We start from the raw sequence: 26407 nt of genomic DNA on the forward strand, positions 1-26407 counted from the left end.
TTGATGTCTATCCGGAATCTGCGCATAGGTTTGCGCGCCAGTTTGAGTTTCGCCGTTTTGGCCAGTTTGTTGGTGGTGGTCGGGCTGTTTGGCCTGGGCCAGATGAAAAATCTGCGCGAAAGCGCCGCGGTCATCGAAGAGTCATGGATGCCGAGCATCGAGAGCATTCACGACACGGCGGCAAACATCGCCAGCATCCGTCTCGAATCCTTGCGCATGACGGCCAACACCCAAGCAACGATCCGCGACAAAAGCAAAGCCATCCTCAAGGCGCAACGTGAAGAATTGCTCAAGCGCCTCAACGACCACAAAGCCTTGGTTACCAGCGATCAGGAACAGGTGATGCTCGATCGCCTGAATGCGGCCGTCGGCAAATACCTGAGTATCCTCGACCAGATCATCAGCCAGACTGAGGCCGGCCAGAATGAGCAGGCTGCAGCTCGCCTGAACAACGAACTGGCACCGCAGGGCACAGTGCTCGACGTAACCCTTGAGCAAATGATCACCCTCAATCAGCAAGGTGCGGATGCTGCCGCCGAAGATGCCGCTGCGATGTACCAACGGGCGCAGTGGATCGTCGCGTCGATCATCGTCATTGCGTTGACTGCCACGTTATTGCTGGCCTGGATGCTGACCCGCAGCATAACCACGCCGATCAATCAGGCGCTCAACGTGGCGCGGCGCATCGCCTCGGGCGACCTCAGCGGCCAGATCAGCAGCAGCGGCAAAGATGAAGCCGCACAGTTGCTCGACGCCCTCGGCGAGATGCAGATCAACTTGCGCTCGACCATTCGCGGCATCAGCGAATCGGCGCAGCAACTGGCCTCGGCTGCCGAGGAAATGAGCTCGGTGATGGAACAAAGCACCCGTGGCCTGCAACAGCAGAACGATCAGATCGAGCAAGCCGCCACCGCGGTGACCGAGATGAGCACGGCAGTGGATGAAGTCGCTGCCAACGCCGTGTCCAGTGCCGAAGCCTCGGAGGCCTCCAACGAGGACAGCAAGCACGGTCATGTGCAGGTCAGCGAGACCATCAGTTCGATTCAGGAACTGGTCAGTGCGGTGCTCGGCGCGTCCGAGCAAGCCGAGGGTCTGGCCACGCAGGCGCAGGACATCAGCAAGGTGCTGGAGGTGATTCGCGGCATCGCCGGGCAAACCAATCTGCTGGCGCTCAACGCCGCCATCGAAGCCGCGCGGGCCGGGGAAGCCGGACGCGGCTTCGCGGTGGTCGCCGATGAAGTTCGTTCGTTGGCGCAACGCACGCAGAACTCCACTGAAGAAATCGAGCTGATGATCAGCAGCATCCAGCACGGCACCGGTGCCACCGTCGGGGCCTTGCAAAGCAGCGCCGAACAGGCTGGCCAGACGCTACGGCGGGCCAACAGTGCCGGTCAGGCACTGGAGAAAATCACCGCGTCGATTTCACAGATCAATCAACGCAACCTGGTGATCGCCAGCGCCGCCGAGCAGCAGGCTTTGGTCGCCCGCGAGGTCGATCAGAATCTGGTGACCATCCGTGATCTGTCGACACAGACCGCCGCCGGTGCCACGCAGACTTCAGCCGCCAGTCAGGAGCTGTCGCGCCTGGCGGTTGACCTCAACGGGCTGGTCACACGTTTCGTGATCTGAGAAAAGTTGCATGCCCGAATAGCGGTTGCCTTCGTCAGGGCGCTCGGCAACACTCTCGTCCCGATTCTGGAAGGAGGCCCGTCGTGAGCCCTGTCGATATTTTCCGTATGTTGTCGCTGGCAGCCATCTGGGGCGCGAGTTTTCTGTTCATGCGCATTATTGCGCCGGTGATCGGCACAGTTCCGACCGGGTTCTTCCGCGTCTCGATTGCCGCCGCAGGGCTGCTGGTGATCCTTGGGCTGATGCGCGTCAAGTGGGATTTCAAAGGCAAACTGAAAACCGTGATGCTGCTGGGCGTGATCAATTCAGGGATTCCGGCGACCCTGTACTCGGTAGCCGCGCAAGTACTGCCGGCCGGCTATTCGGCGATTTTCAACGCCACCACGCCATTGATGGGCGTGCTGATTGGCGGTCTCTTCTTCAGTGAAAAACTCACTGCGGCCAAACTCGGCGGGGTGTTCCTCGGCCTGTTCGGCGTCGGTGTGCTGACGCGCGCCGGTCCCGTGGCGTTCGATATGCAACTGCTGATGGGCGCCCTCGCCTGCCTGCTCGCGACCACCTGTTATGGCTTTGCCGGGTTCCTCGCACGGCGCTGGCTGGATCAGGCTGGCGGCCTGGACAGCCGTCTGTCGGCCTTGGGCAGCATGCTCGGGGCGACGCTGTTCCTGCTGCCGCTGTTTGCTTACAGCGTGGCCACCCAACCTCCCGCAAGCTGGGGCGGCTGGAGTGTCTGGTTGTCGCTGCTCGGCCTGGGCCTGGGCTGCACGGCGTTTGCCTACATTATTTATTTCCGCCTGCTCAGCTCCATCGGCCCGGTGAAATCAATGACCGTGACCTTCATGATTCCGCCGTTCGGCGTGTTGTGGGGTGCGCTGTTGCTGGATGAGCCGTTGTCGATGGCGCATATCTACGGCGGAGTCTTGATTGCATTGGCGTTATGGCTGGTGTTGAAGCCCGCGGTGGTCAAACCCGCAGAGGTGGTAAAACTGTAGAAGCTGCCGCTGGCTGCGATCTTTTGACTTTTAATCTTCAAGATCAAAAGATCGCAGCCTCGTTTCACTCGTCAACTCCTACAGGGATCGCGTTATTTCGTTTTACGGAATACGAATGCCAGACCGACGATGATCAACAGCATCCCCAGCACACTCAACGCCGCAAGACGATTGCCGAAAATCAGGTAATCCATCACCGCCGTCACCGCCGGCACCAGATAAAACAGGCTGGTGACATTCACCAGATTGCCTCGCGCAATCAGCCGATACAGCAGCAGCGTCGCCAGCACCGAAACCACCAGCCCCATCCACAACACCGGCACGATGAAGCCGGTGCTGTGTTCGAAATGAAACGGCTGGAACGGCACGAATATCCCGCACAACAGCAAACCCGCCAGATACTGCACCGGCAACGTGCCGAGGGGATTGTCGGTGATGCGTTTCTGCATGATCGAGCCGAGGGTCATGCTCGCCAGCGCCAGCAGACCGAAGAGCATCCCCGCCCAGGACATCCCGGCCAGGCCGATGCCTTGGTAAACCACCATGATCAGACCGGCCAGCCCCAGCGCCAACCCGAACATCCGGCTCGCCGAACGCTGACGCTCCATCAACACGACGGTAAGAATCGGCTGCACGCCCATGATGGTAGCCATCACCCCCGGCGTGACTTTGCTGTTCAGTGCCAGCAGATAGAAAATCTGATAAGCCCCCAGCAGCACCACGCCCGTGGCGATCGCATACAGCATTGGTCGGCCAGCCTTGGGCAACTTCAGTTTGAGTAACGGCGCCAGCAGCACCAGCCCACATAAGGCGATCACGAAGCGGATCAGCAGAAAGGCAAATGGCGAGGCATGGAACAAGCCCCATTTGGAGAAGATCGCCCCGCTGCTCCACAGCAGAACGAACAGGCTCGTGGACGTCGCCGCGAGCGCGGAGTTTTTCGAAAGAACAAACATGAATACCACCTGTAGTCAGGCAAATAGCCAACTCAGCCGAGGCTGAAATTCAGTAGGTTTTTGCAGGCGGGCGCGGAGGGTCAGCAGAAAATGCCGATCAGCCCGAAACGCCAACGCCCGGCGGTGATACGACTGCGCACACCGGCGTGCTACTGACAGGTGGGGGGTAATGACTGATCTGCTGCGGCTGCTGATTCCCGCACGGCACGATGCCAGCGTTGACCGCTGAATCGACTACCGCGTTGAGGTGGGATGCAGGCATGAGGTGCAGATCTTTTTTAAGGTGGAGTCGATGAACCGTCTGGCTCACGAAGGCTGAATATAACCAGCCGGGGACACAGATTGCAATGACTTGGGCAAAGGGCCGGTAGCGACGAATGGATGACGGCTGAATAGGCTGTGGAGCAACCGCAACACCTGTCGATGGGGAGACATGGAATGCTCGAAATCATATGCCAAGAGAACGGACGTATTTGCGGTATCAGTTGTATCGGTCAGAGGCGAGAAAGGCGGCTAGTATCACCACCAAGAGAAGGCTTTTTCATGAGGGAGCAGACTTTTCGAAAATACGCTTCAAACCCATCGATACTCAGGCAATAAGTGCTTTTGAGCTTTGGGATAATCCGCATTTTTCCTGGGGAGAGGTCGTCACCTGGAAGACCCGAGAACCCTTGTCTCTGGATGTCGCGATCTGGTTTGAACAAGAGCTTTGCGGGCTGTGTTTTGTCATTCCAAACAATAGCCGTCAGCGAATTCGAATCGTGCGGCTTGAGGGAAGGCCAGGGGAAGCGCATCCACTTAAAAACCGTATCGCGGCGTTGGCGATGTTGGCCATTGACGAATTTGCCCAAATTATTGGCAGCAGATTGATTGAAGTTCAGGAGCCCATGCAAGGAGCCATTCCGAAATATAGGCAGCTCGGCTTCAAATTTGATTTGGATGGCCGCCTTGTGCTCGCAGTGGAGGGTAAAGCATTGTGAAAACTGTTCAATTAATGATCAGCGAGGGCAAAAAAATGCGTAAAGATGTTAAAAAAGCACCCTCAAAGAAGGGACCACGCAAAGCCGATGAAAAGCTGGGTGATTTCGTGTTATCCACCAACCAGCGACGATTTCTGCAAGTTCTTGTCGATGGTATTGACGTGGATGAACCCAACGTCCTCGCCGGACGGCGCTGACTTGCAGGCAATAAAAAACCGCTCACAAGAAGCGGTTTTTTATTTCTGTATCCAGCCTCAACCAAACAGCCAATAGCCCAGCAGCGTCAGGACCAGCACCGCCAGTATCGGACGCATCACACGGTAAGCCTTGGGATTGCGACGTTTCCACTGTTTGACCACACCGCTGAACTTGTCGCTGAAGTTCTTGCTCCAGGCGTACGCCTGATTGATCCCGCCGACACGCTCATCATCGAGGTTCTGCGGTGCGGTAGCACGGCCGAGCCAAGCACTGATGGCGCGGTTGACGCGGGTCATGAAGCGGTTGCTCAGCGGACGTTCAACGTCGCAGAACAGAATCACGCGGGTCTTTTCGGTTTCATTCTTGACCCAGTGCACGTAAGTCTCATCGAACATCACGTCTTCGCCATCGCGCCAGGCGTAGATCTGACCGTCGACGAAGATCCGGCAATCGTCGGAGTTCGGTGTCGACAGGCCGAGGTGATAACGCAGGGAACCGGCAAACGGGTCGCGGTGCGGATTCAAGTGACTGCCGCCCGGCAGCAACGCGAACATCGCACCTTTGACGTTGGGTATTGCACTGACCAGCGCCACGGTCTTCGGGCACAGGGTTTCGGCCGATGGCAGGGGTTTGTCGTACCACTTGAGGTAGAAGCGCTTCCAGCCTTTCTTGAAGAACGAGCCAAAACCGGCGTCGTTGTTCTTTTCCGCAGCGCGGATGTAGCCCTCGTCGAACAGGTGCATGGCTTCGTCGCGAATGGTTTCCCAGTTATCGCGCAGCACATCCAGTTCCGGGAATTTGCTGCGATCCAGATACGGCTTGGACGGCACGCTGGAGAACAGGTACATCAAAGCGTTGTACGGAGCGAACAGCGCCGAGTGGTTGACGAACTGGCGCAATACCGGCAAGCGCGCCTTGCCGCGCAAATGCACATAGAGCGTGCTGCCCAGAAACAGCAGCAGCACAAACGCCTTGGCGGCAAACGAAAAGGTCATCAACAACTCCTTGAAAAAAGACAACGCTGCGCAATGCCATGTACCCGGCATGGCAGCCGGCCATGATAAACACTACCGGCTTCGGGAAAAACCCGCTTCAACCAAGATTCATTGTTAAGGATTGCGCAACAAAGCGCTTATTAACATAAGGGTCCTGAACGGGGGCTGATCCAGATCAGACTTGCCTCTCAAGATTAAAAACAGGATCAAAAGATCGCAGCCTTCGGCAGCTCCTACACTGCGACCTTTTGATTTTCTCGATTACTGTTGATTTTCCTGCTCGGTGAACAGATCGCTGAACAACATGCTCGACAGATAACGTTCACCCGAGTCCGGCAGAATCACGACGATGGTCTTGCCCTGCATTTCCGGGGTTTCCGCCAGACGCACTGCCACTGCCATGGCTGCGCCGCACGAAATCCCGCACAAGATCCCCTCTTCCTGCATCAGACGCAGGGCCATGGCCTTGGACTCTTCGTCAGTCACCAGTTCGACGCGATCAACCATCGACAGATCGAGGTTTTTCGGCACGAAACCGGCACCGATGCCCTGAATCTTGTGCGGGCTCGGCTTGATCTCTTCACCGGCCAACGCTTGGGTGATCACCGGAGAAGACACCGGCTCCACGGCCACGGAAAGGATCGGTTTGCCCTGGGTATTCTTGATATACCGCGAAACACCGGTGATGGTTCCACCCGTTCCGACGCCAGCCACCAGCACATCGACCGCCCCGTCGGTGTCGTTCCAGATTTCCGGGCCAGTGGTCTTTTCGTGAATCGCCGGGTTGGCCGGATTGTCGAATTGCGCGGGCATGAAATATTTGTCGGCATCGCTGGCAACAATTTCCGCGGCCTTCTCGATCGCCCCTTTCATACCCTTGGCCGGCTCGGTCAGCACCAGCTCGGCGCCCAACGCTTTGAGAACCTTGCGCCGTTCAATGCTCATCGAGGCCGGCATGGTCAGCATCAATTTGTAACCACGAGCGGCAGCGACAAACGCCAGACCGATGCCGGTGTTGCCGGAAGTCGGTTCGACGATGGTCATGCCCGGCTTGAGTTTGCCGCTGCTTTCGGCGTCCCAGATCATGTTGGCGCCGATCCGGCATTTGACCGAATAACCGGGGTTGCGCCCCTCGATCTTGGCAAGGATGGTCACACCACGCGGCGCGATACGGTTGATCTGCACCAACGGCGTATTGCCGATGGAATGGGCGTTGTCAGCAAAAATACGGCTCATGGCTGGGTCCTTATGCAGCATTGAATTCAGCGCCAAAGGTATGCCTGTTGCCCATTACAGTCCAGTCGGAGCGAACGTCTGCAACACGCAGTAGTCAATCGCTTTACACCGTCAGGGAATCGCCCCCATGAAGCGTCGCTACAGCTGGCCGTTATGGACTTTCGCAGGAATCGTTGTGCTGCTGATCGCATTGCACATCGCCCTGCCTTATGTGGTGCGCGACTATCTGAACGACAAACTGGCGAACATGGGCGATTACCGTGGCCAGGTGACCGACGTTGACCTCGCACTGTGGCGCGGCGCTTACACCATCAACGGGCTGAAAATCGTCAAGGTCGACGGCAAAGTGCCGGTGCCGTTCGTCAATGCACCGGTGATTGATCTGGCGGTCAGTTGGCACTCGCTGTGGTACGACCATGCTGTGGTGGCGCAGGTGAAATTCTTCAATCCCGAGGTCAACTTCGTCGATGGTGGAGGCAACAAGCAGAATTCCCAGACCGGTCAAGGTACTGACTGGCGCGCCCAGCTGGGAAAATTGCTGCCGATCACTCTCGACGAAGTGCAGATTCACGACGGCAAGATCAGTTTCCGCAACTTCAATTCCAAGCCACCAGTGAACATGAACGCCACCAACGTCGAGGCCAGCATCTACAACCTGACCAACGTGGTCGACAAACAGGGTAAACGCGACGCCCGCTTCGAAGGCAAAGCCAAACTGCTGGGTCACGCGCCGCTGGAAACCAGCGCCACTTTCGATCCCTTGAGCAATTTCGAAGATTTCGAATTCCGTCTGCGCGCCAAAGACATCGAACTCAAGAGCATGAACGACTTCGCCTCGGCTTACGGCAAGTTCGACTTCAACGCCGGCCACGGTGACGTGGTAATCGAAGCGCAAGCCAAAAAAGCCCAGGTCAGCGGTTATATCAAACCGCTGTTGCGCGACGTCGAAGTATTCAACTGGCAGCAAGACGTCGAAAACAAGAACAAAAGCATCTTCCGCTCAGTCTGGGAGGCGCTGGTCGGCGGCACTGAAACCGTGCTGAAGAATCAGGCGAAAAACCAGTTCGCCACCAAGGTCGAACTCAGCGGTAACGTGCATCAGCAAAATATCAGCGCATTTGAGGCATTTTTGCAGATTTTGCGTAATGGCTTTGTTCAGGCATTCAATGCGCGGTACGAGCGGCCCAAGCCGGATGCGGGTTAGGTTTTACGCTTGACGATATAGCGACCGGACTCCTCTGCGGCCAGAGTTGAACTTTGTTGCAGTGAATCCCAGCCCAGACAAGCCAGCGCCAGCGAACGTGGCACTGCCTCACGCCCATTGCTGTAGCGACTGATGCTGCGGGCGCTGACACCCAGTGCCTCGGCAGCCTGATTAAGAGACAGCCCCGTTCGGGCGCGCCAATCAATGAAAATACGGGTGTTCTCATCGGCTGCGTTCTGAGCCAGCGCATCCATATAAAGCGTGTCTGCGCCAATCTGTATATCAGGCCCAAGCCATTCGACAGTCCAGCCGTCGTTGTCCAGCGTCGCAGTCGCAAACACTTCGGGATCGAGCAAAGGTTGCAGACCTGGATAAGCGTGAACATCCCCGCCGAGATCAAGTGTCAGTTTCTGACCATCAATAAAGGTCAGTGCCAATCGAAAATCTGACAGTGCCTGCACAGCCGACAGACGAGGCCTTTTCATGGGTAACATCGTTTCCAGTCCTCCAGCAGTTGCACCTGATGAGCCGCAACCCACGCCAGCGCTTCCCTGATAATCAGTGGCGGCGCCTTGCCCGTCATGACTTCAACGGTCTCCAGACTCAGTATCACATCCACGCCGCCACCGATCAGGTGAACATGGGGTGGCGGGTGATCCTTCTCGCGTAATTGAATGAGGTATTTTTCGCGAAATCGGTATTTAGTCGTCATACCCAAGAGGCTATCGCCAAATCGGCGATACTTGAATACTGGCCAAGCGCCGAGACTGAGTCAACATGTGACGCCCCATTCAGAGACTGAATAAGCCGTCTGCGTTCACAGTCGACAGGCCTGCGCGTTATAGTCGGGCATCCGATTATTTCGCCCCCGCCCTGCCCGCTCAGGTCGGCGTTACCGTTCGAGGATTAGCAGATGAAGTTCGAAGGCACCCAGGCCTACGTCGCCACCGATGACCTGAAGCTGGCGGTCAACGCCGCCATCACCCTGGAGCGGCCGCTGCTGGTCAAGGGCGAGCCGGGCACCGGCAAGACCATGCTCGCCGAGCAATTGGCCGAATCGTTCAACGCCAAGTTGATTACCTGGCACATCAAGTCGACCACCAAGGCACATCAGGGCCTGTACGAGTACGACGCGGTCAGCCGTTTGCGCGACTCGCAACTGGGCACTGAAAAAGTCCACGACGTGCGCAACTATTTGAAGAAGGGCAAGCTCTGGGAGGCTTTTGAGTCCGAAGAGCGCGTCATTCTGCTGATCGACGAAATCGACAAGGCTGACATCGAGTTCCCGAACGACCTGCTGCAAGAACTCGACAAGATGGAGTTCTACGTTTACGAGATCGACGAGACCATCAAGGCCAAGAAGCGCCCGATCATCATCATTACCTCCAACAACGAAAAAGAGCTGCCGGACGCCTTCCTGCGCCGCTGCTTCTTCCATTACATCGCCTTCCCGGATCGCCCGACCCTGCAAAAAATCGTCGACGTGCACTACCCCGACATCAAGAAGGATCTGGTCAGCGAAGCGCTCGACGTGTTCTTCGATGTGCGCAAAGTGCCGGGCCTGAAGAAGAAGCCGTCGACCTCGGAACTGGTGGACTGGCTGAAGCTGCTGATGGCCGACAACATCGGCGAAGCAGTGCTACGCGAACGCGATCCGACCAAGGCAATCCCGCCGCTGGCCGGTGCCCTGGTAAAGAACGAGCAGGACGTGCAATTGCTCGAGCGTCTGGCGTTCATGAGCCGTCGTGGCACCCGCTAAGAGGCTGATGCCATGTTGCTCAACCTGTTCAATGAAATGCGTGCAGCCAAGGTGCCGGTGTCGGTGCGCGAGCTGCTCGACCTGATCAACGCGCTGAAGCAGCGCGTGACGTTCGCCGACATGGACGAGTTTTATTACTTGTCGCGGGCGATTCTGGTGAAGGACGAGCGCCATTTCGACAAGTTCGACCGCGCGTTCGGCGCCTACTTCAATGGTCTGGAAAAACTCGACGATCACTTGCAGGCGTTGATTCCCGAAGACTGGCTGCGCAAGGAATTCGAGCGTTCGCTGAGCGACGAGGAACGCGCACAGATCCAGTCCCTCGGCGGTCTCGACAAACTGATCGAAGAGTTCAAGAAGCGTCTGGAGGAACAGAAGGAACGTCACGCCGGCGGCAACAAGTGGATCGGTACCGGCGGCACCAGCCCGTTCGGTTCCGGCGGTTTCAACCCGGAAGGCATTCGGGTTGGCGATGCCGGCAAGCGCCAGGGCAAAGCGGTGAAAGTCTGGGATCAGCGCGAGTACAAGAACCTCGACGATTCGGTGGAGCTGGGCACGCGCAACATCAAGGTGGCGTTGCGCCGTCTGCGTAAATTCGCTCGCCAAGGCGCGGCAGAAGAGTTGGACATCGATGGCACCATCGACCACACCGCTCGCGACGCCGGCCTGCTGAATATTCAGATGCGCCCGGAGCGGCGCAACACGGTCAAACTGCTGCTGCTGTTTGACATCGGCGGCTCGATGGACGCGCACGTGAAGATCTGCGAGGAGCTGTTCTCGGCCTGCAAGACCGAGTTCAAGCATCTGGAGTACTTCTACTTCCACAACTTCATTTATGAATCGGTGTGGAAGAACAACATGCGCCGCACTTCCGAGCGTTTCTCGACTCAGGATCTGCTGCACAAGTACGGCGCCGACTACAAAGTGATCTTCATTGGCGACGCGGCCATGGCGCCTTATGAAATCACCCAGGCCGGCGGCAGTGTCGAGCACTGGAACGAAGAGCCGGGTTATGTCTGGATGCAGCGCTTCATGGAGAAGTACAAGAAACTCATCTGGATCAATCCGTATCCAAAAGATACCTGGGGGTATACCTCGTCGACCAACATCGTGCGGGATTTGATCGAGGATCAGATGTATCCGCTGACGTTGCGCGGGCTCGAGGAAGGGATGCGGTTTCTGTCCAAATAATCTCCGTAGTCAGTGATGACCTCTTCGCGAGCAGGCTCGCTCCCACACTGGAATGCATTTCACCTGTGGGAGCGAGCCTGCTCGCGAAGCTTCTAGCTACTCAGAAAAGCGCTGCAAATATTCGATGTGCTCACGGTGCGCGACGTCCTGCACCACCGGCCGCAACCGCACCTGCGCCCCCGGCAGACACTGCGCCAGCCGCGCCAACGCCAACGGCGTCAACGCGCCCAATCGCGGATACCCGCCAATCGTCTGCCGATCATTGAGCAACACAATCGGCTGCCCGTCCGGCGGCACTTGCACCGCGCCCAATGGAATTCCCTCGGAAATCATCGGCTGCCCCTGATATTCCAACGCCTTGCCCAGCAAGCGAATGCCCATGCGATCGGCACGGCTGTCCAGCGTCCAGGCACTGTTGAACACATCAAACAGGCTCTGCCCGCTGAACTGGCCGATCTGCGCACCGAGCACCAGATCCAGAGGCACATTCGATTTCAGATCCGGCCGTAGCGCCAACGGCACCTCACGAACCCACCGCGACTCACCGCGATAACTCAGCGTCGAACCCTTGACCAACGGCAGGCCCATGCCATCCAGCCCGCCAAGTTCTTCGCGGACCACTGTCGCGCTGCTGCCCAGTACCCTTGGCGCATCAAAGCCAGCGGGTGCCGCCAGATAAGCCCGAGCGCCGAGCAACGGCTGCGTGAATTTCAACGTCTGCCCTTTGCTCAATTTGAAACTGCGCCACGGCGCCAACGGCTGACCATCAATCTGCGCGCCAAGATCTGCCCCGGCCAGCGCCAGCAAGCAATCCTCTTCAGCCACCACGACAAAACCACCGAGGGTGATTTCGATCACGGGCAGATCCAGTCCGTTGCCCAGCAACCAGTTGGCCCAGCTCATCGAGCACCCATCCGCCGCGCCGCCCTGAGTGACGCCAAGATGCCGTACGCCAAAACGTCCGGCGTCCTGCAACAGGCACAGCGGCGTACTCGCCGCAATCGTCAGTCGGCTCATGCCTGCGCCTCCAATGGCCTGTCGTCACCGCCCAGATTGATGAATTCAGCATGACTCACGGCTTCGAAGCGCACGGTGTCGCCAGGCTGCATCAGGCTGTAGCCATCACGATTGCGATCAAACAATTTCGCGGGAGTACGACCGATCAGGTTCCAGCCGCCGGGAGACACGACGGGATAGGCAGCGGTCTGCCGCTCAGCGATACCAACGCTGCCGGCAGCCACTTTCTTGCGCGGGGTGTTCAAGCGTGGCGCCGCCAGGATTTCTTCGACCAGGCCCATGAAGGCAAAACCAGGCGCGAAACCGAGGGCGAACACCTGATACTCGCGGCCACTGTGACGACGGATAACCTCATCCACTGACAGCCCACTGCGCTCAGCCAGCAAGCTCAATTCTGGCCCGACGCTGAGGTCGTACCAGACCGGCAACACGTGGCATTGGCCGCCGCTTCGCGCATTAGGCGACAAATCAATCAGTGCCTCAGCGATCAATTCCCGCGCCTGATTCGCGCTTAAAGCCGTCAGATCGTAATGCACCATCAACGTCGTATAGGACGGCACCAGATCAATCAGTTGTGCGCCAAACACCGCCCGCAAACGCTCACTGGCGGCAAGCATCCACGGCATGTTGGTTTCGGCGATTTCATCGAACAGACGCAGCATCAGGCAATCCAGTGCCGCTACTTCAATCCTTGGGTTCATGGTGCGCTCTGCTGATTCAAGGCCTCGCGAATGCGTTGCACGGCGGCCACCGAACTGGCGTTGTCGCCGTGTACACAGAGGGTGTTGGCTTGCAGTTGCAAGGTGCTGCCGTCGCTGGCGATGAGGTCGCCGCCACGGGCAATGGTCAGTGCTTGCTCGATGATTTTTTCCGGTTCGTGATGCACCGCGCCCGGCAGTTGCCGCGAGACCAGTCGACCGTCGCTGTCGTAGGCACGATCGGCAAACGCTTCGAACCACAGCGTTACGCCATATTCATCGCCGATCCGCTGCGCCGCCGAGTTGTCGCGTGTGGCCATCAGCATCAGCGGCAGAGCGCGGTCGTATGCCGCCACGGCCTGAATCACCGCACGCAACTGCGCCGGGTTGGCCATCATGTCGTTGTACATCGCGCCGTGGGGTTTGACGTAACTGACCCGCCCGCCCTGCGCCTTGCAGATGCCGTCGAGGGCGCCGATCTGGTAATGCAGAATGTCTTGCAGCTCTTGCGCGGAGTAAGCCATCGAACGCCGGCCGAAACCGGCCAGATCCTGATAGGCCGGATGCGCGCCGATCTGCACGCCATGGCTCAGGGCCAGGCTGACAGTCTTGCGCATGATGCTCGGGTCGCCGGCATGAAAGCCGCAGGCGACGTTGGCGCAATCGATGAAGGGCATGACCTCGGCATCCAGACCCATGGTCCAGCTGCCGAAGCTCTCGCCAATGTCGCAATTCAATAGCAGGCGGCTCACGGTGAACACTCCTGTAGCTTTTGTCTTTTTATCTGTAGGACGTTTGCCTATTGGGCAGTGCTGCGCAGGTTATCAGTTACTGCGCATCGAGTTGCTTGCCACGGGTTTCCGGCAGGCTCAACGCCGCGATGATCACCACGCCATAGGACACGGCAGCAAACGCGCCGATGCCCATGCTCAAGGGCACTTTCTGGCTGAGCAGGCCGATCAGCAGCGGAAACAATGCCGCCAGCGCCCGGCCAATGTTGTAGCAAAAGCCCTGTCCTGATCCGCGAATCCGCGTGGGGAACAATTCAGTGAGAAAGGCGCCCATGCCGCTGAAAATCCCCGAGGCAAAGAACCCCAGCGGGAAACCCAGCCACAGCATCACGCTGTTGCTGACTGGCAGTTGTGTATAGAGAAGAACGATGGTGAAGGAGCCGACGGCGAACAGGATGAAATTCTTCTTGCGGCCGAGCAGATCGGTCAGATAGGCGCTGATCACATAACCAACGTAAGAGCCGACAATCACCATTGCCAGATAACCGCCCGTGCCGAGCACGCTCAAGCCGCGCTCGTTTTTCAGAAAAGTCGGTAGCCAAGAGGTGATTGCGTAATAACCGCCCAGCGCGCCGGTGGTCAGCAGCGAAGCACGGAACGTGGTGAAGAGCATGCCCGGCGCGAAGATCTCGTAGAACTTCGACTGAGTCTCTAGCGTTTGCCGGGCCTTGGCCTCGCGATAGATCTCTGGATCCTTGACCAGTCGACGAACGAAAATTACAAAAATCGCTGGCACGATGCCGAGGATGAACAGCGCACGCCAGGCATCTTCCGGCGGTAACACCGAGAACAGCAGCGCATACAGAATCGCCGTCAGCCCCCAGCCCAGCGCCCAACCGGATTGCACCATGCCCACCGCTTTGCCACGATCCTGCGCACGGATCACCTCGCCGATCAGCACCGCACCGGCGGTCCACTCGCCGCCGAAGCCGAAACCCATCAACGTGCGGGCAATCAACAGTTGTTCGTAGTTTTGCGCGAAACCGCAGAGGAACGTGAAGAAGGCAAACCACAGCACCGTCAGTTGCAAGGTCCGTACGCGACCGATGCGATCCGAGAGAATCCCGGCGACCCAACCGCCAATCGCCGAGGCAATCAACGTGCTGGTGTGAATCAGCCCCGCTTCGCCGGTGGTGATGCCCCACATCGCGATCAGCGTCGGCACCACGAAGCTGAGCATCTGCGTGTCCATGCCGTCCAGACCGTAGCCGATCTTGCAGCTCCAGAACGTGCGACGCTCCTGCTGGTTGATGTTGCGATACCAGTCGAACGGCCCGGGACGCGCCGTGGCCTTGGGTGCATCAAGGGTGTCGGGAGCACTCATGGCTTATCTCCGCAGGTTTTTTATTGGTCTTGTTCGTAGCCCCGACGACGCCTATCGTGGGAACCGGATGCGCCAAGTTTTCGTCGTCCGGCCCTGCTGCGTCCAACGAATAAAAACCCGCCTTAGGCATAAGAAAAATTTGTCACCCGAGCCTTGCCCATGAACCTGAAGTTTCTCGAGACCTTTGTCTGGGTCGCCCGACTGAAGAGTTTTCGCCTGACCGCTGACAAGCTGTTCACCACCCAGGCGTCGATTTCCAGCCGCATCGCGGTGCTCGAAGGCGAGCTGGGGGTGAAGCTGTTTTTACGCGATTCGCGCGGTGTCAGCCTGACGCCCGAAGGCCTGAAAGTGCTGGAATATGCCGAGCAGATGCTCGACACCATGAGTGCTCTGAAGCAATCGATCGAGACTCGTTCGAGCAAAGTCGGCCGCGTGCGTATCGGCGTGATGGACACGGTGATCCACACTTGGCTCAGCCCATTAGTGGCGCAGATGACCGATCTGTATCCGCGAGTGGAGATTGAGCTGGTGGCGGATACGTCGCTGAACCTCTGCGATCAACTGCAAAAAGGCTTTCTTGATCTGATTCTGCAAACGGATCTGGTGCGCCATGAAAGCGTGCGCAGCCTGGAACTGGCCAGCCATCCGCTGGGCTGGATTGTCGCGAGCAACTCAATCTACAACCGCAACTACGCCGACCTCGCTGAACTGGCGCAGGAACGGATCATCACCTACTCGAAAAACTCTCGACCGCATCAGGATCTTCTGGCGTTGATGCAGGCAAACGGCGTGATGGCGCCGCGTTTTAATTGCGTGAACTCGGTGTCGGCGATCACCCGGTTGTTGCGTGATGGATTTGGTATTGGCGTACTGCCGCCGGTGCTGGTGGCCGAGGAACTGGCGCGAGGGGAATTGACGTTGTTGGCCATTGATCAACGGCCACCGGACTTGCAGGTGGTGGTGTCGTGGCGGATGGGGGTTGAGTGGGTCGAGGAGATCGTGACGTTGTGTCAGCAGGTGTTGGCGGGGTATGCGCAGAAGGTGGGCAAGGACTACATCACCCTCACTGACTGATTACATAACTGTGGTGAGGGGATTTATCCCCGATGGGGCGCGAAGCGGCCCCAAGAGTTGTGACAGAAAGACCGGAGTTGTCAGGTTTCAGGGCTGCTTCGCAGCCCATCGGGGATAAATCCCCTCACCACAAAATCCCCTCACTTCAAGGATTGTGCAGAATTTACAACCCGCGCACGTCGCGGTCTTCGATCGGTCGGCTCTGGCGCAGGCGTCGGCCACCGAGCACGACCCAGTCGATCAAGCGGAACAGGCACTCGATGCCGAACGACAGCAGCAACGCCCCGCTCATGCCCCAGATCATCGCTTCCGGCGTCAGAAGGATCTGATAGCTGTAGCCGTTCCAGGTTTCCTTGCGAATATCCGGGTCAGCGGCCAGCACCACCTGCAAAAAGCGGATGTACCAAGGCCCCTGCATGGCCTGAAACTGTTTATCCAGCGCAAGCTGACGGTTGAGCAGCGTGCTCAGGCTGTCGGCATCACTGCGAAACACCGGGTCATCACTGGCGCGGTAATGGGCGACCAGTGCCTGGATGTCGCCCTTGAAAAACTGCTCGGCGGTGCCCTGGAAGCCGCGCAAACCGGTTTGCGCCTCGATCAGGTGCGCCTCGACCCGTTTCGCGTAATCGTTGATGAACCCCGGCACCTGGACACCGATCAACAGGCCCGCCGCAAACAACACCAGCCGTAGATAACTGAGCAACATGGGGTGCAATCCTTATTCGGTCTTGCCCTGGCTGACGCATTCACCGCGTCGCCACAGGCTCCATTGGCCCGGTTCGTAGCGGGTCCAGGTTTCGTTTTCGGTCAGCGGTTCGGTGGCGATCACCGTGACCACGTCGTTTGGCGTGGTTTCGGCCTGAAAATCGACGATCACGTCGACATCCTTCAAGCGCGCCGGGCCGAACGGTGCGCGCCGGGTGATCTGCGCCAGTTTGGTCGAGCAATAGCAGAACAGCCAGTCGCCATCGCTGAGCAGGCAGTTGAACACGCCTTTGCTGCGGTATTCGGCGCACGCGGCGACCAGATCCGGCAGCAGCTCTTCTATATCGACCGGTTCCGGAAATGCTGCACGGACGCGGTTAAGCAAATCACAGAACGCCGCCTCGCTGTCGGTATCGCCGACCGGGCGGTAGAAACTTTTGATCGGAGTGAAATCGGCGAGCTGGCCGTTGTGCGCAAAGCACCAGTTGCGCCCCCACAGTTCACGGACGAACGGGTGGGTATTGGACAGACAGACCTTGCCGACGTTTGCCTGACGGATGTGGCCGATGACCACCTCGCTCTTGATCGGATAGCGCTGCACCAGATTGGCCACTTCCGATTCGCAACTGGCCGCCGGATCCTGGAACAGGCGCAAACCGCGACCTTCATAGAAGGCGATCCCCCAGCCGTCGCGGTGCGGGCCGGTGCGCCCGCCGCGCTGCATCAGGCCGGTGAAGCTGAACACGATATCGGTCGGCACGTTGGCACTCATGCCCAGTAATTCACACATGTGCGGACTCTCGGGATTACAGACGCGGCTCGACCCGCATGCGCTGCGGATTGTTCGGTACCGGCGGGCGACCGTAGCGGTCATCACCGGCAGTGCCGAACGGTTGATCGTCGTCGCGCTCATCGGCACGGGCCGCAGCTTTGGCGGCTTCGGCCTGTTCGCGGCGCGCCCGCGAAGCGCGTTCGATCGGGAAACGGATCAGCACAAAGATCAGATAGATGCCAAAAGCGATCATGCCGTACATGAACAGGTCGGAAATCGCCCGCCAGGCGTTGTTGCCGACCTTGAAGGCCAGATCCAGCGCGGTGATGGCGATGGCCGGGGCAACCTTTTCCTTCACCGGATCAATAATGGTCGGGCTGAACAGCAACACCGCCATCAACACGCGCAGCGGTTCGCGCAGCCAACGCCACATCCAGGTGGTCAGGCGCATCCATACCAACAGGCAGCCCACAGCGGCAAAGGCGTAGAGGCCCCAGGCGATCAGATAGTCGTTCTCGGTCATGGTGTCCATGGCAAGGCAGGCAAAGAGGCGCTTATAGTAACGACTTTTCGCCCGTGCGGCTTGTCCCAATAGACACACGACCTGCGGGAGCAAGCCTGCTCGCGAATACGGACTGTCAGTTGAAACATGATTGTCTAACCCAGCGCTTTCGCGAGCAGGCGAAGGCCTGCAGGGTTTGCGGTGATATCCAGATTTGCGAAACCCCCTATTCCGTACATTGTTCGAGAGCCTTCCATGCCCCAATCCGCCAACGTCATCAGCGCACCGATTGCTCACAAGGCGGACGGTGCCGACCCGTATGCCTGGCTGCAGGAACGCGACACCGACGCGGTGCTCGATTACCTCAAGGCCGAAAACGCTTATCAAGAGGCGCAAACCGCCGATCAGGCCGAACTGCGCGAGAGCCTGTTCGAAGAAATCAAAGGGCGGATTCTCGAAACCGACCTCTCCCTGCCCTCGCCGTGGGGCCCGTACTTGTATTACACGCGCACCACGGCAGGTGACGAATACGCTCGCCATTACCGCTGCCCGCGTCCCGAAGACGACAGCCTGACCCTCGACGAAAGCCGCGAACAATTGCTGCTCGACCCGAACGCACTGGCCAATGGCGGCTTTTTCTCGCTGGGCGCGTTCAGCATCAGCCCCGATCACCAGCGCCTGGCCTACAGCGTCGACGCTTCGGGCGACGAGATTTACACGCTGTTCGTCAAGGAGCTGTCCAACGACAAGGTCAGCGAACTGGAATTCGAGGACTGCGATGGCAGCATGACCTGGGCCAATGACAGCCTGACGCTGTTCTTCGGCGTGCTCGACGACACTCACCGCCCGCACAAACTGTTCCGTTATCGCCTTGATGGCACTGCTGCCGAAGAAGTCTTCCATGAAGCGGACGGGCGTTTCTTCCTGCACTGTTACCGTTCCAGCTCCGAGCAGCAATTGTTGCTGTCGCTGGGCAGCAAGACCACCAGCGAAGTCTGGGCGCTCGACGCCAATCAGCCGCACTTGCCGTTCACCTGCCTTGCGCCACGGGTCGAAGATCACGAATACGATGTCGATCACGGCCTGCTTGATGGCGTATGGACCTGGTTCATCCGCACCAACCGTGATGGCATCAACTACGCGTTGTATCAGGCACCGGATACCGGCGTCGCACCGACTGAAGCCGAGTGGCAAAACCTGATCCCGCACAGCGATACGGTGATGCTCGACGGCGTCAGCCTCAACACCGAAGCCATGACCCTGAGTCTGCGCGAAGGCGGTTTGCCGATCATCGAAGTTCACCCACACGGGTTGGCGCCGTATCGCGTGCAATTGCCAGACGCGGCCTACAGCCTCTATGTGCAAAACAGCCTGGAATTCGAAAGCGACCGCATTCGCCTGCGTTACGAGGCGTTGAATCGTCCGGCGCAAGTGCGCCAATTGATGTTGGCGACCGGCGAGCAAACCGTGCTGAAAGAAACCCCGGTGCTCGGCCCGTTCGACGCCGACGCCTACGTCAGCCAGCGCCTGTGGGCGGCCGCGCCGGACGGTACGCTGGTGCCGATCAGTTTGGTCATGAAACGCGAAATGGTCGGCAAAACAGTGCCACTGTATCTGTACGGATACGGTGCTTACGGTTCGAGCCTCGATCCGTGGTTCTCCCATGCGCGGCTGAGCCTGCTGGATCGCGGCATGGCGTTCGCCATCGCCCACGTGCGTGGCGGCGGTGAGCTGGGGGAAGCGTGGTATCGCGCCGGCAAGCAGGAGCACAAGCACAACACCTTCAGCGACTTCATCGCTTGCGCCGAGTTTTTGATCCTCAACGGCATCACGACGGCGGAGAAACTGGCGATCAGCGGTGGCAGCGCCGGTGGCTTGTTGATTGGCGCGGTGCTCAACCAGCGGCCGGATCTGTTTGGCGTGGCGATTGCCGAAGTGCCGTTCGTCGACGTGCTCAACACCATGCTCGACCCGGAATTGCCCCTGACCGTCACCGAATACGACGAGTGGGGCAATCCTGAAGAGCCGGAGGTTTATGAGCGAATCAAGGCCTACGCGCCGTACGAAAACGTCACAGCCCAGCATTATCCGGCAACACTGGTAATCGCCGGCTACAACGACAGCCGCGTGCAGTACTGGGAAGCGGCGAAGTGGGTAGCGAAGTTGCGCGCGACCAAGACCGACGACAATCTGCTGCTGCTCAAGACTGAATTGGGTGCAGGCCACGGCGGGATGAGCGGGCGTTATCAGGGATTACGTGACGTAGCACTCGAATACGCATTTGTTTTCAAGGTTTTGGGCATTGCCTGAGGAACTCCACCGGTCACTTGGGTCTTAACTCCAGACCCGAGAGGCCGATACCCCACAGACCTCCGTGAAAACCGATCCCTTGTGGCGAGGGATTTATCCCCGATCGACTGCGCAGCAGTCGTAATTCCGGTCAACGCGGTGTGTCAGCATTACCGAGTTGGCAGGATTTGCGACTGCTGCGCAGCCGAGCGGGGATAAATCCCCTCGCCACAAAAGCCCGTTCCTACGGGATCCGTGTATAGCCTTGAAATGTGAAAACAATAAAGACCGTGACGACATGTCAGAACCGACCTTCCTGAACAACGAAATCCGCGACTGGCTGATGGACTGTGGCCTGTTCGATCAATTGCAACTGGCCGACTTTGCGGCCGCTTCCGGCTACTTCAGCATCAGCACCGTGGCTGAAGGTGAGGCGATTTTCCGCGAGGGCGATGCCGGCAGCTTCATGTGCATCCTCCACACTGGCCAGGTAGCCGTGCAGAAAACCGGGCCCGACGGCCAGGTTATTACCATGGCTACCCTGCGCAGCGGTCGGGCCTTCGGCGAAATGGCCGTGCTCGATGGCGAACGCCGCTCGGCCACCTGCATCGCCGCCAGCAACTGTCAGCTATTGAATCTGGGCAAGGATTCGTTGGACAAAATGCTCAACGACGCGCCGAAAATCGCCGCGAAAATCATCCGCGCCCTCGCCGTCTCCCTGTCGAAACGCCTGCGCATGGCCGACGGCCAACTGGCGGCGCAACAGGTTTAACCGCCAGGTGATTTGACCTTGGTGCCGCTCGGTTCAATGCCTGGCAGCGGCTGATCCTTGCTCGGTGGGCTGGGCATTTCGATCGGCACCAGCGGCGGGCTGCCACTGCCGGCACCCGACTTGGGAATGTTGATCGGCGTGATCTGCGGATACGGCGTCGGCGTCGCGGTACCGGGCGAGCCGGGTTGCGGCGCCGGGCTGACCGGAATGGTCTGCTGCGCCTGCACTGCAGTAATCGAGAGCGCGGCCAGGGCAATGACCGTTAGAATGGTGCGCTTCATCAAGGGCTCCGTTTGGCCTTAGTCTGCGCTCAGGCTACTCCCAACGCGCCTGCTTGCCTTCCCCCTTGTAGAGATTTCCATGAAACGTTTCGTTCTGCTCGACACCACGCCAATCCCTGAAAACGGCGGTGCGCTGTGCCTGTTCGAATATGGCGAAGATTTCGTCATCAAGATCCAGGGCGGCGACGGCGGACAATTGATGAACACGCGCATGCACGGTTCCGAAGATGCGCTGGCCGAGATCCCGTGCCGCAAAGTCGCTGGCCGACCGAGTTCGCGGGTGCTGATCGGCGGGCTGGGCATGGGTTTTACCCTCGCCTCGGCACTCAAGCATCTGGGCAAGACCGCCGAAGTGGTGGTCGCTGAACTGGTGCCGGGTGTGGTCGAGTGGAACCGTGGCCCGCTCGGCGAAAAGTCCGGCCGTCCGCTGCTCGACCCGCGCACGGTGATCCGTCAGGACGACGTCGCCAACGTCCTGCAAAGCGAGCCGAACGGTTTCGACGCAATCATGCTCGACGTCGACAACGGCCCCGAAGGCCTGACCCAGAAGGCCAACAGCTGGCTGTATTCCGCCGCCGGTCTGAATGCCTGCGCCAAGGCCTTGCGCCCCAAAGGCGTGCTAGCCGTGTGGTCGGCCAGCGCCGACCGGCAGTTTTCCGACAAATTGAAGAAGGCCGGTTTCAAGGCTGAAGAGGTCCAGGTGTTCGCCCACGGCAACAAGGGCACGCGCCATACGATCTGGATTGCCGAGAAGCTCAAGGGCTGAGCTAAACTCTGCACATAACCGTCATTAGTCTTTTACAAAGGTGAACCCATGAGTTCGTCCACCCCAACCAACACGTCGAAGCTGGATCGCATCCTCGCCGACAACCAGCGCGACAAGGAAATGGGCTACCGCGACAAGGCCCTGAAGATGTATCCGCACGTCTGTGGCCGCTGCACCCGGGAATTTTCCGGCAAGCGCCTGAGCGAACTGACCGTGCACCACCGCGATCACAACCACGACAACAACCCGCAGGACGGCTCGAACTGGGAGCTGTTGTGCCTGTACTGCCATGACAACGAACACTCGCGTTATACCGACCAGCAGTATTTCAGCGAAGGCTCGCTGAGCACGCCGAAAATTGCCAAGGCCACGCACAACCCGTTTGCCGCGTTGGCCGGGTTGATGAAGAAAGAAGACTGATGATCTTCAGCGCTTGAACTGGTCCCTTCGCGAGCAGGCTCGCTCCCACATTTGATCGGTGGTGTACACAAAATGAATGTGGGAGCGAGCCTGCTCGCGAAGGCGGCCAGCCAGACACCGCAGATCTCGAATCCGCCCGCCCTCCTCCAATCCCCGTATAATCGCGCTCTTTTTCCCGAAGGCACCCCGCTCGTGGCAGACAAACGGTACAGCTGCATTGGTTTGTATAACCCCAAATCACCCGAGAACGTCGGTTCGGTGATGCGCGCCGCAGGCTGCTACGGCGTGGCGTCAGTGTTCTACACCGGCAAGCGTTATGAACGAGCCGCCGACTTCGTCACCGACACCAAGCGCGTGCACTACGACATCCCGCTGATCGGCATCGACGACCTGAAAAAGATCCTCCCGCTCAATTGTGTGCCGGTCGCTGTGGAACTGGTCGAGGGCGCGCGCCCGCTACCGGAATACACTCACCCGGATCGTGCGCTGTACATCTTCGGCCCGGAAGACGGCTCGCTGGATAAAGAAATCCGCGATTGGTGCGAAGACGTCGTGTACATCCCGACAATCGGTTGCATGAACCTCGCTGCCACCGTCAACGTCGTGCTCTACGACCGCATGGCCAAAGGCCTGAACACCCGCTCCGGGCCGAAATTCCGCTGAAGCGTCGCATATCCGATGGAACAAGCTGACCGCCCGCGCAGTCAGCTTGTGTATCCATTACTCATTGCCTGGAGAAAGATCATGACCGAGCTCAAACGTGTCGAACGTATCGAATCCACCCCGTTCCAGAGCCGTTCCGAGCAGAACGTCGAAGGTTGGGAGCGCATCGGATCCCTGGCCGGCGGCGTGATCATGGTCGGCAAGGGCCTGCGCCGTGGCGGTGTGTTCGGCTTGATTCAAGTGGCGATTGGCGGAGTCGCCATGGCGCGCGGGATCACCGGGCACAGTTCGGTGAAGAGCCTGCTGGAGAAAAGCCGTCAGGACATGAACAACGTGCGCGGCAAGATCGAACGAGCGGGCGAAGAGTTGAGCAAGCTGAAAGCCAATGCAGAGGCCGCGACCAAAACCGCTACGGTGACCGGCAATGATTCGGTGAAATCGCCGAAAGCCGGGGTTTGATCCTGAATCTGCGGTGGAGCTGATGGCCCTATCGCGAGCAGGCTCACTCCTACAGGGGAACGCATTTCCAATTGTAGGAGTGAGCCTGCTCGCGATGGCGGTATTACTGAATCAACTGGGTATCAAGGACTTTGGAGGACTCGCCGAGAACACTCTCGGTGAGCTGCACAAACTCTTTGGTACTCACCGTCCCCAAATGCATCGCTCCCCGCAGCACGTCATCCAGCGAACGCTTGTTGCGCGTCTTCAGACGAATCTCGCGATCCAGTTCCTGCAACATAATCACCGCTTTTGAAACCTGCGCCGGGCTGACCTGTCCGCCGCGCAAGGTGCTGACCTTCTGGCTGTCTTTGGCCAGTTTCGCCTGCAAACTCTGATAGCGCTCATCGCTCATGCCGCCCGCGCGGCGCACCAGCTCAATCGCGTAATACTCGGCAAAGCCTTCGCTGATCCAGTCGCTGCGCTGTTCATCGTTGATCCGCCCAAACACTTTCGCCAACTCGCGCACCAGCGCGCTGCTGCCGCTTTCGCTGACCAACGGCAACCGCGTGTTCAGGTAGATCGATTCATGCGCGCCAAGACTGCCGCGCCACATCGGGTCATTGGCGCCGACGATCAACAGCTTGTTCGGATGCCTTGGATAAAGTGCTTGCACCTGTGGCCAGACGAAAGTGAGCAAAGTCAGCACGTCCATGCGGTGCATGCCCTGCCCTTGCGGCGAGGCCACGGTCACTTCGGTTTCACCCAGGCGCGTGCGGCGACTGCCAAGGTGGCCGGCGAGCATCCATCCCGTCGGGCGGTCAAACAGCCGTGACGGGTTGTCGATGCGGAATTTGTTTTTACCGATGCGCGGCCAAGCGGTTTCGACGCTCTTCCAGCCGTCAGGCAATTCAAATTGCAAACGCGAGACCAGCTCAGTGCCGTCCTGTTGATCCAGTTTTGCGGGGGGCACCAATTCGTCGCCGCGCATCAACGCCCAATTCGGGGTCATGCGCGTGTCGAAGCTGCCGTTCTTGCGGTCGTGGCTGATGCGTACGCGGTAGGTCAGGCTGGCTTTTTCACTGGAGGGGCGCCAGACACCGCGCGCCTGTTTGCCCGGGTTCAGCAACCACTGGCCGTCGGCTTTGAAGTCGCTGTAATGGCTACCATCGCCGAGGTCGAAATCGATGCTGCGCACCGCTTCGCCTTTGGCCAATGTGAGGCGCACTTCCGCCTGATCGCTCTGCGGTAACAGGCGCACGTGGTAATCGAGGTCGACTTTCTTTGCCGCCCACACCGGCGTACTGAAGACCAGCAGGCCGAACAGCAGCGCTCGCAGCAAACCCACAGCCATACACACTCCTTGGTAAAGCTTGAATCGCCGGGCGCTTAACCCGCGCGGAAAATCAGGTGATCTTCCCAGTCGTCTTCCGGCACGCTGCCTTCGGCGAGCATGCGCCCCGATTGGGAAATCCGTTCATGGTGCACCGCATCGCGGTCACCGCAGACCAAGTGGTGCCACAACGGTAGATCCTTGCCTTCGCTGACCAATCGATAACCGCAGGTCGGCGGCAGCCATTTGAACTCTTCGGCCTGCCCCGGCGTGAGCTGAATGCAGTCCGGGACAAACTTGATGCGATTCGGGTAATCGCTGCACTGGCAGGTTTTCAGGTCGAGGAGTTTGCAGGCGATTCGCGTGTAATAGACGCTGTTGTCTTCTTCATCTTCAAGTTTTTGCAGGCAGCACAGACCGCAACCGTCGCACAGCGACTCCCATTCCTGGTGATCCAGTTGATCGAGGGTTTTGCGTATCCAGAACGGTTCGACTTCGGCGGCCATGGCTCAAGCATCAACATCAGGTGGTGAAAAGGCCGCCAGTCTAGTGCCCAAGGCCTTGCGGGCCAAGCGCTGGCGACTACCGGTTGTGCAGCACTTGTCAGTTTTTGTGGCGACGCGTAGCTTTGCCTGTCAGAAAGGAGCCTCGCCTGAATGCCATTAACGCTCGACCGCGTTGCATTTCGGTGAACCGCCACGGCTCGGAAAACCCCATCGTTCAGCCCTACTGATCCCGCCGGGTTTTCATTTCCACTCTCTTACTCAAACGTAGCAAGGATCTCTTGATGAGTGCCAACCCTCGCGTTGCCGATTACGCCATTCACCCACAATTCACCGATCGCTGGTCGCCCCGTGCCTTCACTGGCGAAGCGATCCCGCAAGAAACCCTGCTGAGCTTTTTCGAAGCGGCGCGCTGGGCGCCTTCGGCCTACAACTCGCAGCCGTGGCGCTTTCTCTATGCGCGTCGCGATACGCCGAACTGGCAGCGTTATCTGGGCCTGCTCAACGAGTTCAACCGCAGCTGGGCGCAACACGCTTCGGCGCTGGTGATCGTGATCTCGAAAACCACTTTCACTGCACCGGGCGCCACTGAAGAAACCCCAGCGCTGTGGCACACATTTGATACCGGTTCGGCGTGGGGCCATCTGGCGTTGCAAGCGAGCCTCAGCGGTTGGCACACCCACGGCATGGCCGGTTTCGACCAGGAGCTGACCCGCAAGGAGCTGAATATTCCTGAGGGGTACGCGCTGCACGCCGCCGTTGCGGTGGGCAAGCTGGGTGACAAGGCAACGCTGGCGGATTACCTGCAAGCACGCGAAGAACCGAGCCCGCGTCGTCCGCTGAGCGAACTGGCGGCTGAAGGCGACTTCACCCTCTAAGCCAGCACAAAAACAAATGTGGGAGCGAGCCTACTCGCGAA

At 58.9% G+C, this 26407-nt stretch carries 30 protein-coding genes; 15 read left to right on the forward strand and 15 right to left on the reverse strand.

Annotated features, from left to right (window positions below; translation table 11 throughout):
• Window positions 1-3: 3 nt before the first annotated feature.
• The gene (locus JFT91_RS28130) at window positions 4-1629 is read left to right on the forward strand and encodes a methyl-accepting chemotaxis protein (RefSeq protein WP_201227540.1); all 1626 of its coding nucleotides are present in this window, start codon (window positions 4-6) and stop codon (window positions 1627-1629) included.
• Window positions 1630-1712: 83 nt separating this feature from the next.
• On the forward strand, window positions 1713-2621 hold the full coding sequence (locus tag JFT91_RS28135) for an EamA family transporter (RefSeq protein ID WP_201227541.1): 909 nt from the start codon (window positions 1713-1715) through the stop codon (window positions 2619-2621).
• 92 nt (window positions 2622-2713) lie between these two features.
• On the opposite strand, the gene JFT91_RS28140 is transcribed toward JFT91_RS28135, so the two are convergent.
• Entirely contained in the window at window positions 2714-3577 is an 864-nt protein-coding gene (locus tag JFT91_RS28140) for a DMT family transporter (protein WP_201234498.1), read from the reverse strand.
• Window positions 3578-4029: 452 nt separating this feature from the next.
• Between JFT91_RS28140 and JFT91_RS28145 the strand changes: the two genes are divergently transcribed.
• Both JFT91_RS28145 and JFT91_RS28150 read left to right on the forward strand, forming a co-directional pair.
• Window positions 4030-4557 (forward strand): hypothetical protein, encoded by a 528-nt coding sequence (locus JFT91_RS28145; protein WP_201234499.1) that lies wholly within the window; start codon window positions 4030-4032, stop codon window positions 4555-4557.
• A complete protein-coding gene (locus JFT91_RS28150) occupies window positions 4554-4754 on the forward strand; it encodes a hypothetical protein (protein ID WP_201234746.1) in 201 nt (66 codons plus the stop codon). The genes JFT91_RS28145 and JFT91_RS28150 overlap by 4 nt, the downstream gene beginning before the upstream one ends.
• 57 nt (window positions 4755-4811) lie before the next feature.
• On the opposite strand, the gene JFT91_RS28155 is transcribed toward JFT91_RS28150, so the two are convergent.
• Together JFT91_RS28155 and cysK are read right to left on the reverse strand one after the other, a co-directional pair.
• Window positions 4812-5750, reverse strand: a complete 939-nt coding sequence (locus JFT91_RS28155) for an aspartyl/asparaginyl beta-hydroxylase domain-containing protein (protein ID WP_201227546.1) — start codon at window positions 5748-5750, stop codon at window positions 4812-4814.
• Between the two features lie 261 nt (window positions 5751-6011).
• Window positions 6012-6986, reverse strand: a complete 975-nt coding sequence (cysK, locus tag JFT91_RS28160) for a cysteine synthase A (protein ID WP_159814663.1) — start codon at window positions 6984-6986, stop codon at window positions 6012-6014.
• A 127-nt stretch (window positions 6987-7113) separates the two neighbouring features.
• On the opposite strand from cysK, the gene JFT91_RS28165 reads away from it, so the two are divergent.
• On the forward strand, window positions 7114-8190 hold the full coding sequence (locus tag JFT91_RS28165) for a DUF748 domain-containing protein (protein WP_201234500.1): 1077 nt from the start codon (window positions 7114-7116) through the stop codon (window positions 8188-8190).
• Here JFT91_RS28165 and JFT91_RS28170 read toward each other — a convergent pair.
• The gene (locus JFT91_RS28170; protein WP_201234734.1) at window positions 8187-8684 is read right to left on the reverse strand and encodes a helix-turn-helix domain-containing protein; all 498 of its coding nucleotides are present in this window, start codon (window positions 8682-8684) and stop codon (window positions 8187-8189) included. The genes JFT91_RS28165 and JFT91_RS28170 overlap by 4 nt on opposite strands.
• Window positions 8672-8902 (reverse strand): DUF4160 domain-containing protein, encoded by a 231-nt coding sequence (locus JFT91_RS28175; RefSeq protein ID WP_201234501.1) that lies wholly within the window; start codon window positions 8900-8902, stop codon window positions 8672-8674. The genes JFT91_RS28170 and JFT91_RS28175 overlap by 13 nt, the downstream gene beginning before the upstream one ends.
• Before the next feature lie 201 nt (window positions 8903-9103).
• Between JFT91_RS28175 and JFT91_RS28180 the strand changes: the two genes are divergently transcribed.
• Window positions 9104-9949, forward strand: a complete 846-nt coding sequence (locus JFT91_RS28180) for an AAA family ATPase (RefSeq protein WP_038358424.1) — start codon at window positions 9104-9106, stop codon at window positions 9947-9949.
• A gap of 12 nt (window positions 9950-9961) precedes the next feature.
• Window positions 9962-11140 (forward strand): vWA domain-containing protein, encoded by a 1179-nt coding sequence (locus JFT91_RS28185; RefSeq protein WP_201234502.1) that lies wholly within the window; start codon window positions 9962-9964, stop codon window positions 11138-11140.
• Between the two features lie 96 nt (window positions 11141-11236).
• Here JFT91_RS28185 and JFT91_RS28190 read toward each other — a convergent pair whose 3' ends face one another.
• The 4 genes from JFT91_RS28190 to JFT91_RS28205 all read right to left on the reverse strand — a co-directional run bounded on the left by JFT91_RS28190 (window position 11237) and on the right by JFT91_RS28205 (window position 14970).
• Window positions 11237-12157: a 5-oxoprolinase subunit C family protein gene (locus JFT91_RS28190; protein ID WP_201234503.1), complete on the reverse strand. Its 921-nt coding sequence runs from the start codon at window positions 12155-12157 to the stop codon at window positions 11237-11239.
• Window positions 12154-12858, reverse strand: a complete 705-nt coding sequence (gene pxpB / locus JFT91_RS28195) for a 5-oxoprolinase subunit PxpB (RefSeq protein ID WP_201234505.1) — start codon at window positions 12856-12858, stop codon at window positions 12154-12156. Before pxpB ends, JFT91_RS28190 begins: the two co-directional genes overlap by 4 nt.
• Window positions 12855-13607 carry a 5-oxoprolinase subunit PxpA gene (locus tag JFT91_RS28200; protein ID WP_201234507.1) on the reverse strand — a complete coding sequence of 251 codons (753 nt, stop codon included), beginning with the start codon at window positions 13605-13607 and terminating at the stop codon, window positions 12855-12857. The genes pxpB and JFT91_RS28200 overlap by 4 nt, the downstream gene beginning before the upstream one ends.
• A gap of 76 nt (window positions 13608-13683) precedes the next feature.
• On the reverse strand, window positions 13684-14970 hold the full coding sequence (locus JFT91_RS28205; RefSeq protein WP_201234509.1) for an MFS transporter: 1287 nt from the start codon (window positions 14968-14970) through the stop codon (window positions 13684-13686).
• 159 nt (window positions 14971-15129) lie between these two features.
• Here JFT91_RS28205 and JFT91_RS28210 point away from each other — a divergent pair, with 159 nt between their 5' ends.
• The gene (locus JFT91_RS28210) at window positions 15130-16044 is read left to right on the forward strand and encodes a LysR family transcriptional regulator (protein ID WP_201234511.1); all 915 of its coding nucleotides are present in this window, start codon (window positions 15130-15132) and stop codon (window positions 16042-16044) included.
• A gap of 163 nt (window positions 16045-16207) precedes the next feature.
• On the opposite strand, the gene JFT91_RS28215 is transcribed toward JFT91_RS28210, so the two are convergent.
• The 3 genes from JFT91_RS28215 to JFT91_RS28225 are packed head-to-tail and all read right to left on the reverse strand — an operon-like array spanning window position 16208 to window position 18053.
• Entirely contained in the window at window positions 16208-16750 is a 543-nt protein-coding gene (locus JFT91_RS28215; RefSeq protein ID WP_201227554.1) for a DUF2937 family protein, read from the reverse strand.
• A gap of 12 nt (window positions 16751-16762) precedes the next feature.
• On the reverse strand, window positions 16763-17539 hold the full coding sequence (locus JFT91_RS28220) for a class II glutamine amidotransferase (RefSeq protein WP_007911322.1): 777 nt from the start codon (window positions 17537-17539) through the stop codon (window positions 16763-16765).
• A gap of 16 nt (window positions 17540-17555) precedes the next feature.
• Window positions 17556-18053: an MFS transporter gene (locus JFT91_RS28225; RefSeq protein ID WP_201234513.1), complete on the reverse strand. Its 498-nt coding sequence runs from the start codon at window positions 18051-18053 to the stop codon at window positions 17556-17558.
• Window positions 18054-18278: 225 nt separating this feature from the next.
• On the opposite strand from JFT91_RS28225, the gene JFT91_RS28230 reads away from it, so the two are divergent.
• The gene (locus JFT91_RS28230; RefSeq protein ID WP_201234515.1) at window positions 18279-20333 is read left to right on the forward strand and encodes a S9 family peptidase; all 2055 of its coding nucleotides are present in this window, start codon (window positions 18279-18281) and stop codon (window positions 20331-20333) included.
• Between the two features lie 277 nt (window positions 20334-20610).
• Complete coding sequence (locus JFT91_RS28235; protein ID WP_201227557.1) at window positions 20611-21084, forward strand: Crp/Fnr family transcriptional regulator; 474 nt, start codon at window positions 20611-20613, stop codon at window positions 21082-21084.
• On the opposite strand, the gene JFT91_RS28240 is transcribed toward JFT91_RS28235, so the two are convergent.
• Entirely contained in the window at window positions 21081-21365 is a 285-nt protein-coding gene (locus JFT91_RS28240) for a superantigen-like protein SSL4 (RefSeq protein WP_201234517.1), read from the reverse strand. The two genes, JFT91_RS28235 and JFT91_RS28240, sit on opposite strands and share 4 nt — an antisense overlap.
• A 79-nt stretch (window positions 21366-21444) precedes the next feature.
• On the opposite strand from JFT91_RS28240, the gene JFT91_RS28245 reads away from it, so the two are divergent.
• The 4 genes from JFT91_RS28245 to JFT91_RS28260 all read left to right on the forward strand — a co-directional run bounded on the left by JFT91_RS28245 (window position 21445) and on the right by JFT91_RS28260 (window position 23673).
• Window positions 21445-22131 (forward strand): spermidine synthase, encoded by a 687-nt coding sequence (locus tag JFT91_RS28245; RefSeq protein ID WP_201227559.1) that lies wholly within the window; start codon window positions 21445-21447, stop codon window positions 22129-22131.
• A gap of 48 nt (window positions 22132-22179) precedes the next feature.
• Entirely contained in the window at window positions 22180-22551 is a 372-nt protein-coding gene (locus tag JFT91_RS28250) for a YajD family HNH nuclease (RefSeq protein ID WP_007911336.1), read from the forward strand.
• 192 nt (window positions 22552-22743) lie between these two features.
• A complete protein-coding gene (locus JFT91_RS28255) occupies window positions 22744-23214 on the forward strand; it encodes a TrmH family RNA methyltransferase (RefSeq protein ID WP_201234519.1) in 471 nt (156 codons plus the stop codon).
• An 81-nt stretch (window positions 23215-23295) separates the two neighbouring features.
• Window positions 23296-23673, forward strand: a complete 378-nt coding sequence (locus JFT91_RS28260; RefSeq protein ID WP_201234521.1) for a YgaP family membrane protein — start codon at window positions 23296-23298, stop codon at window positions 23671-23673.
• Window positions 23674-23776: 103 nt separating this feature from the next.
• Here the strand turns inward: JFT91_RS28260 and JFT91_RS28265 are convergent, their stop codons facing one another.
• A complete protein-coding gene (locus JFT91_RS28265) occupies window positions 23777-25006 on the reverse strand; it encodes a hypothetical protein (RefSeq protein WP_201234523.1) in 1230 nt (409 codons plus the stop codon).
• A gap of 35 nt (window positions 25007-25041) precedes the next feature.
• Window positions 25042-25491, reverse strand: coding sequence for a YcgN family cysteine cluster protein (locus tag JFT91_RS28270; protein ID WP_141127945.1), 450 nt, complete (start codon window positions 25489-25491; stop codon window positions 25042-25044).
• Between the two features lie 281 nt (window positions 25492-25772).
• On the opposite strand from JFT91_RS28270, the gene JFT91_RS28275 reads away from it, so the two are divergent.
• Entirely contained in the window at window positions 25773-26366 is a 594-nt protein-coding gene (locus JFT91_RS28275; protein WP_201227562.1) for a nitroreductase family protein, read from the forward strand.
• The last annotated feature ends 41 nt before the right edge of the window (window positions 26367-26407 follow it).

The organism is Pseudomonas sp. TH08 (genome assembly GCF_016651275.1).
GTDB lineage: Bacteria > Pseudomonadota > Gammaproteobacteria > Pseudomonadales > Pseudomonadaceae > Aquipseudomonas.

Coding starts and splice junctions, on each gene's coding strand:
- JFT91_RS28130 (WP_201227540.1), top strand. CDS start 4: ATGTCTATCCGGAATCTGCGCATAGGTTTGCGCGCCAGTTTGAGTTTC.
- JFT91_RS28140 (WP_201234498.1), bottom strand. CDS start 3,577: ATGTTTGTTCTTTCGAAAAACTCCGCGCTCGCGGCGACGTCCACGAGC.
- JFT91_RS28145 (WP_201234499.1), top strand. CDS start 4,030: ATGCCAAGAGAACGGACGTATTTGCGGTATCAGTTGTATCGGTCAGAG.
- JFT91_RS28155 (WP_201227546.1), bottom strand. CDS start 5,750: ATGACCTTTTCGTTTGCCGCCAAGGCGTTTGTGCTGCTGCTGTTTCTG.
- cysK (WP_159814663.1), bottom strand. CDS start 6,986: ATGAGCCGTATTTTTGCTGACAACGCCCATTCCATCGGCAATACGCCG.
- JFT91_RS28165 (WP_201234500.1), top strand. CDS start 7,114: ATGAAGCGTCGCTACAGCTGGCCGTTATGGACTTTCGCAGGAATCGTT.
- JFT91_RS28170 (WP_201234734.1), bottom strand. CDS start 8,684: ATGTTACCCATGAAAAGGCCTCGTCTGTCGGCTGTGCAGGCACTGTCA.
- JFT91_RS28175 (WP_201234501.1), bottom strand. CDS start 8,902: ATGACGACTAAATACCGATTTCGCGAAAAATACCTCATTCAATTACGC.
- JFT91_RS28180 (WP_038358424.1), top strand. CDS start 9,104: ATGAAGTTCGAAGGCACCCAGGCCTACGTCGCCACCGATGACCTGAAG.
- JFT91_RS28185 (WP_201234502.1), top strand. CDS start 9,962: ATGTTGCTCAACCTGTTCAATGAAATGCGTGCAGCCAAGGTGCCGGTG.
- JFT91_RS28190 (WP_201234503.1), bottom strand. CDS start 12,157: ATGAGCCGACTGACGATTGCGGCGAGTACGCCGCTGTGCCTGTTGCAG.
- pxpB (WP_201234505.1), bottom strand. CDS start 12,858: ATGAACCCAAGGATTGAAGTAGCGGCACTGGATTGCCTGATGCTGCGT.
- JFT91_RS28205 (WP_201234509.1), bottom strand. CDS start 14,970: ATGAGTGCTCCCGACACCCTTGATGCACCCAAGGCCACGGCGCGTCCC.
- JFT91_RS28210 (WP_201234511.1), top strand. CDS start 15,130: ATGAACCTGAAGTTTCTCGAGACCTTTGTCTGGGTCGCCCGACTGAAG.
- JFT91_RS28215 (WP_201227554.1), bottom strand. CDS start 16,750: ATGTTGCTCAGTTATCTACGGCTGGTGTTGTTTGCGGCGGGCCTGTTG.
- JFT91_RS28220 (WP_007911322.1), bottom strand. CDS start 17,539: ATGTGTGAATTACTGGGCATGAGTGCCAACGTGCCGACCGATATCGTG.
- JFT91_RS28225 (WP_201234513.1), bottom strand. CDS start 18,053: ATGGACACCATGACCGAGAACGACTATCTGATCGCCTGGGGCCTCTAC.
- JFT91_RS28230 (WP_201234515.1), top strand. CDS start 18,279: ATGCCCCAATCCGCCAACGTCATCAGCGCACCGATTGCTCACAAGGCG.
- JFT91_RS28235 (WP_201227557.1), top strand. CDS start 20,611: ATGTCAGAACCGACCTTCCTGAACAACGAAATCCGCGACTGGCTGATG.
- JFT91_RS28240 (WP_201234517.1), bottom strand. CDS start 21,365: ATGAAGCGCACCATTCTAACGGTCATTGCCCTGGCCGCGCTCTCGATT.
- JFT91_RS28245 (WP_201227559.1), top strand. CDS start 21,445: ATGAAACGTTTCGTTCTGCTCGACACCACGCCAATCCCTGAAAACGGC.
- JFT91_RS28250 (WP_007911336.1), top strand. CDS start 22,180: ATGAGTTCGTCCACCCCAACCAACACGTCGAAGCTGGATCGCATCCTC.
- JFT91_RS28260 (WP_201234521.1), top strand. CDS start 23,296: ATGACCGAGCTCAAACGTGTCGAACGTATCGAATCCACCCCGTTCCAG.
- JFT91_RS28265 (WP_201234523.1), bottom strand. CDS start 25,006: ATGGCTGTGGGTTTGCTGCGAGCGCTGCTGTTCGGCCTGCTGGTCTTC.
- JFT91_RS28270 (WP_141127945.1), bottom strand. CDS start 25,491: ATGGCCGCCGAAGTCGAACCGTTCTGGATACGCAAAACCCTCGATCAA.
- JFT91_RS28275 (WP_201227562.1), top strand. CDS start 25,773: ATGAGTGCCAACCCTCGCGTTGCCGATTACGCCATTCACCCACAATTC.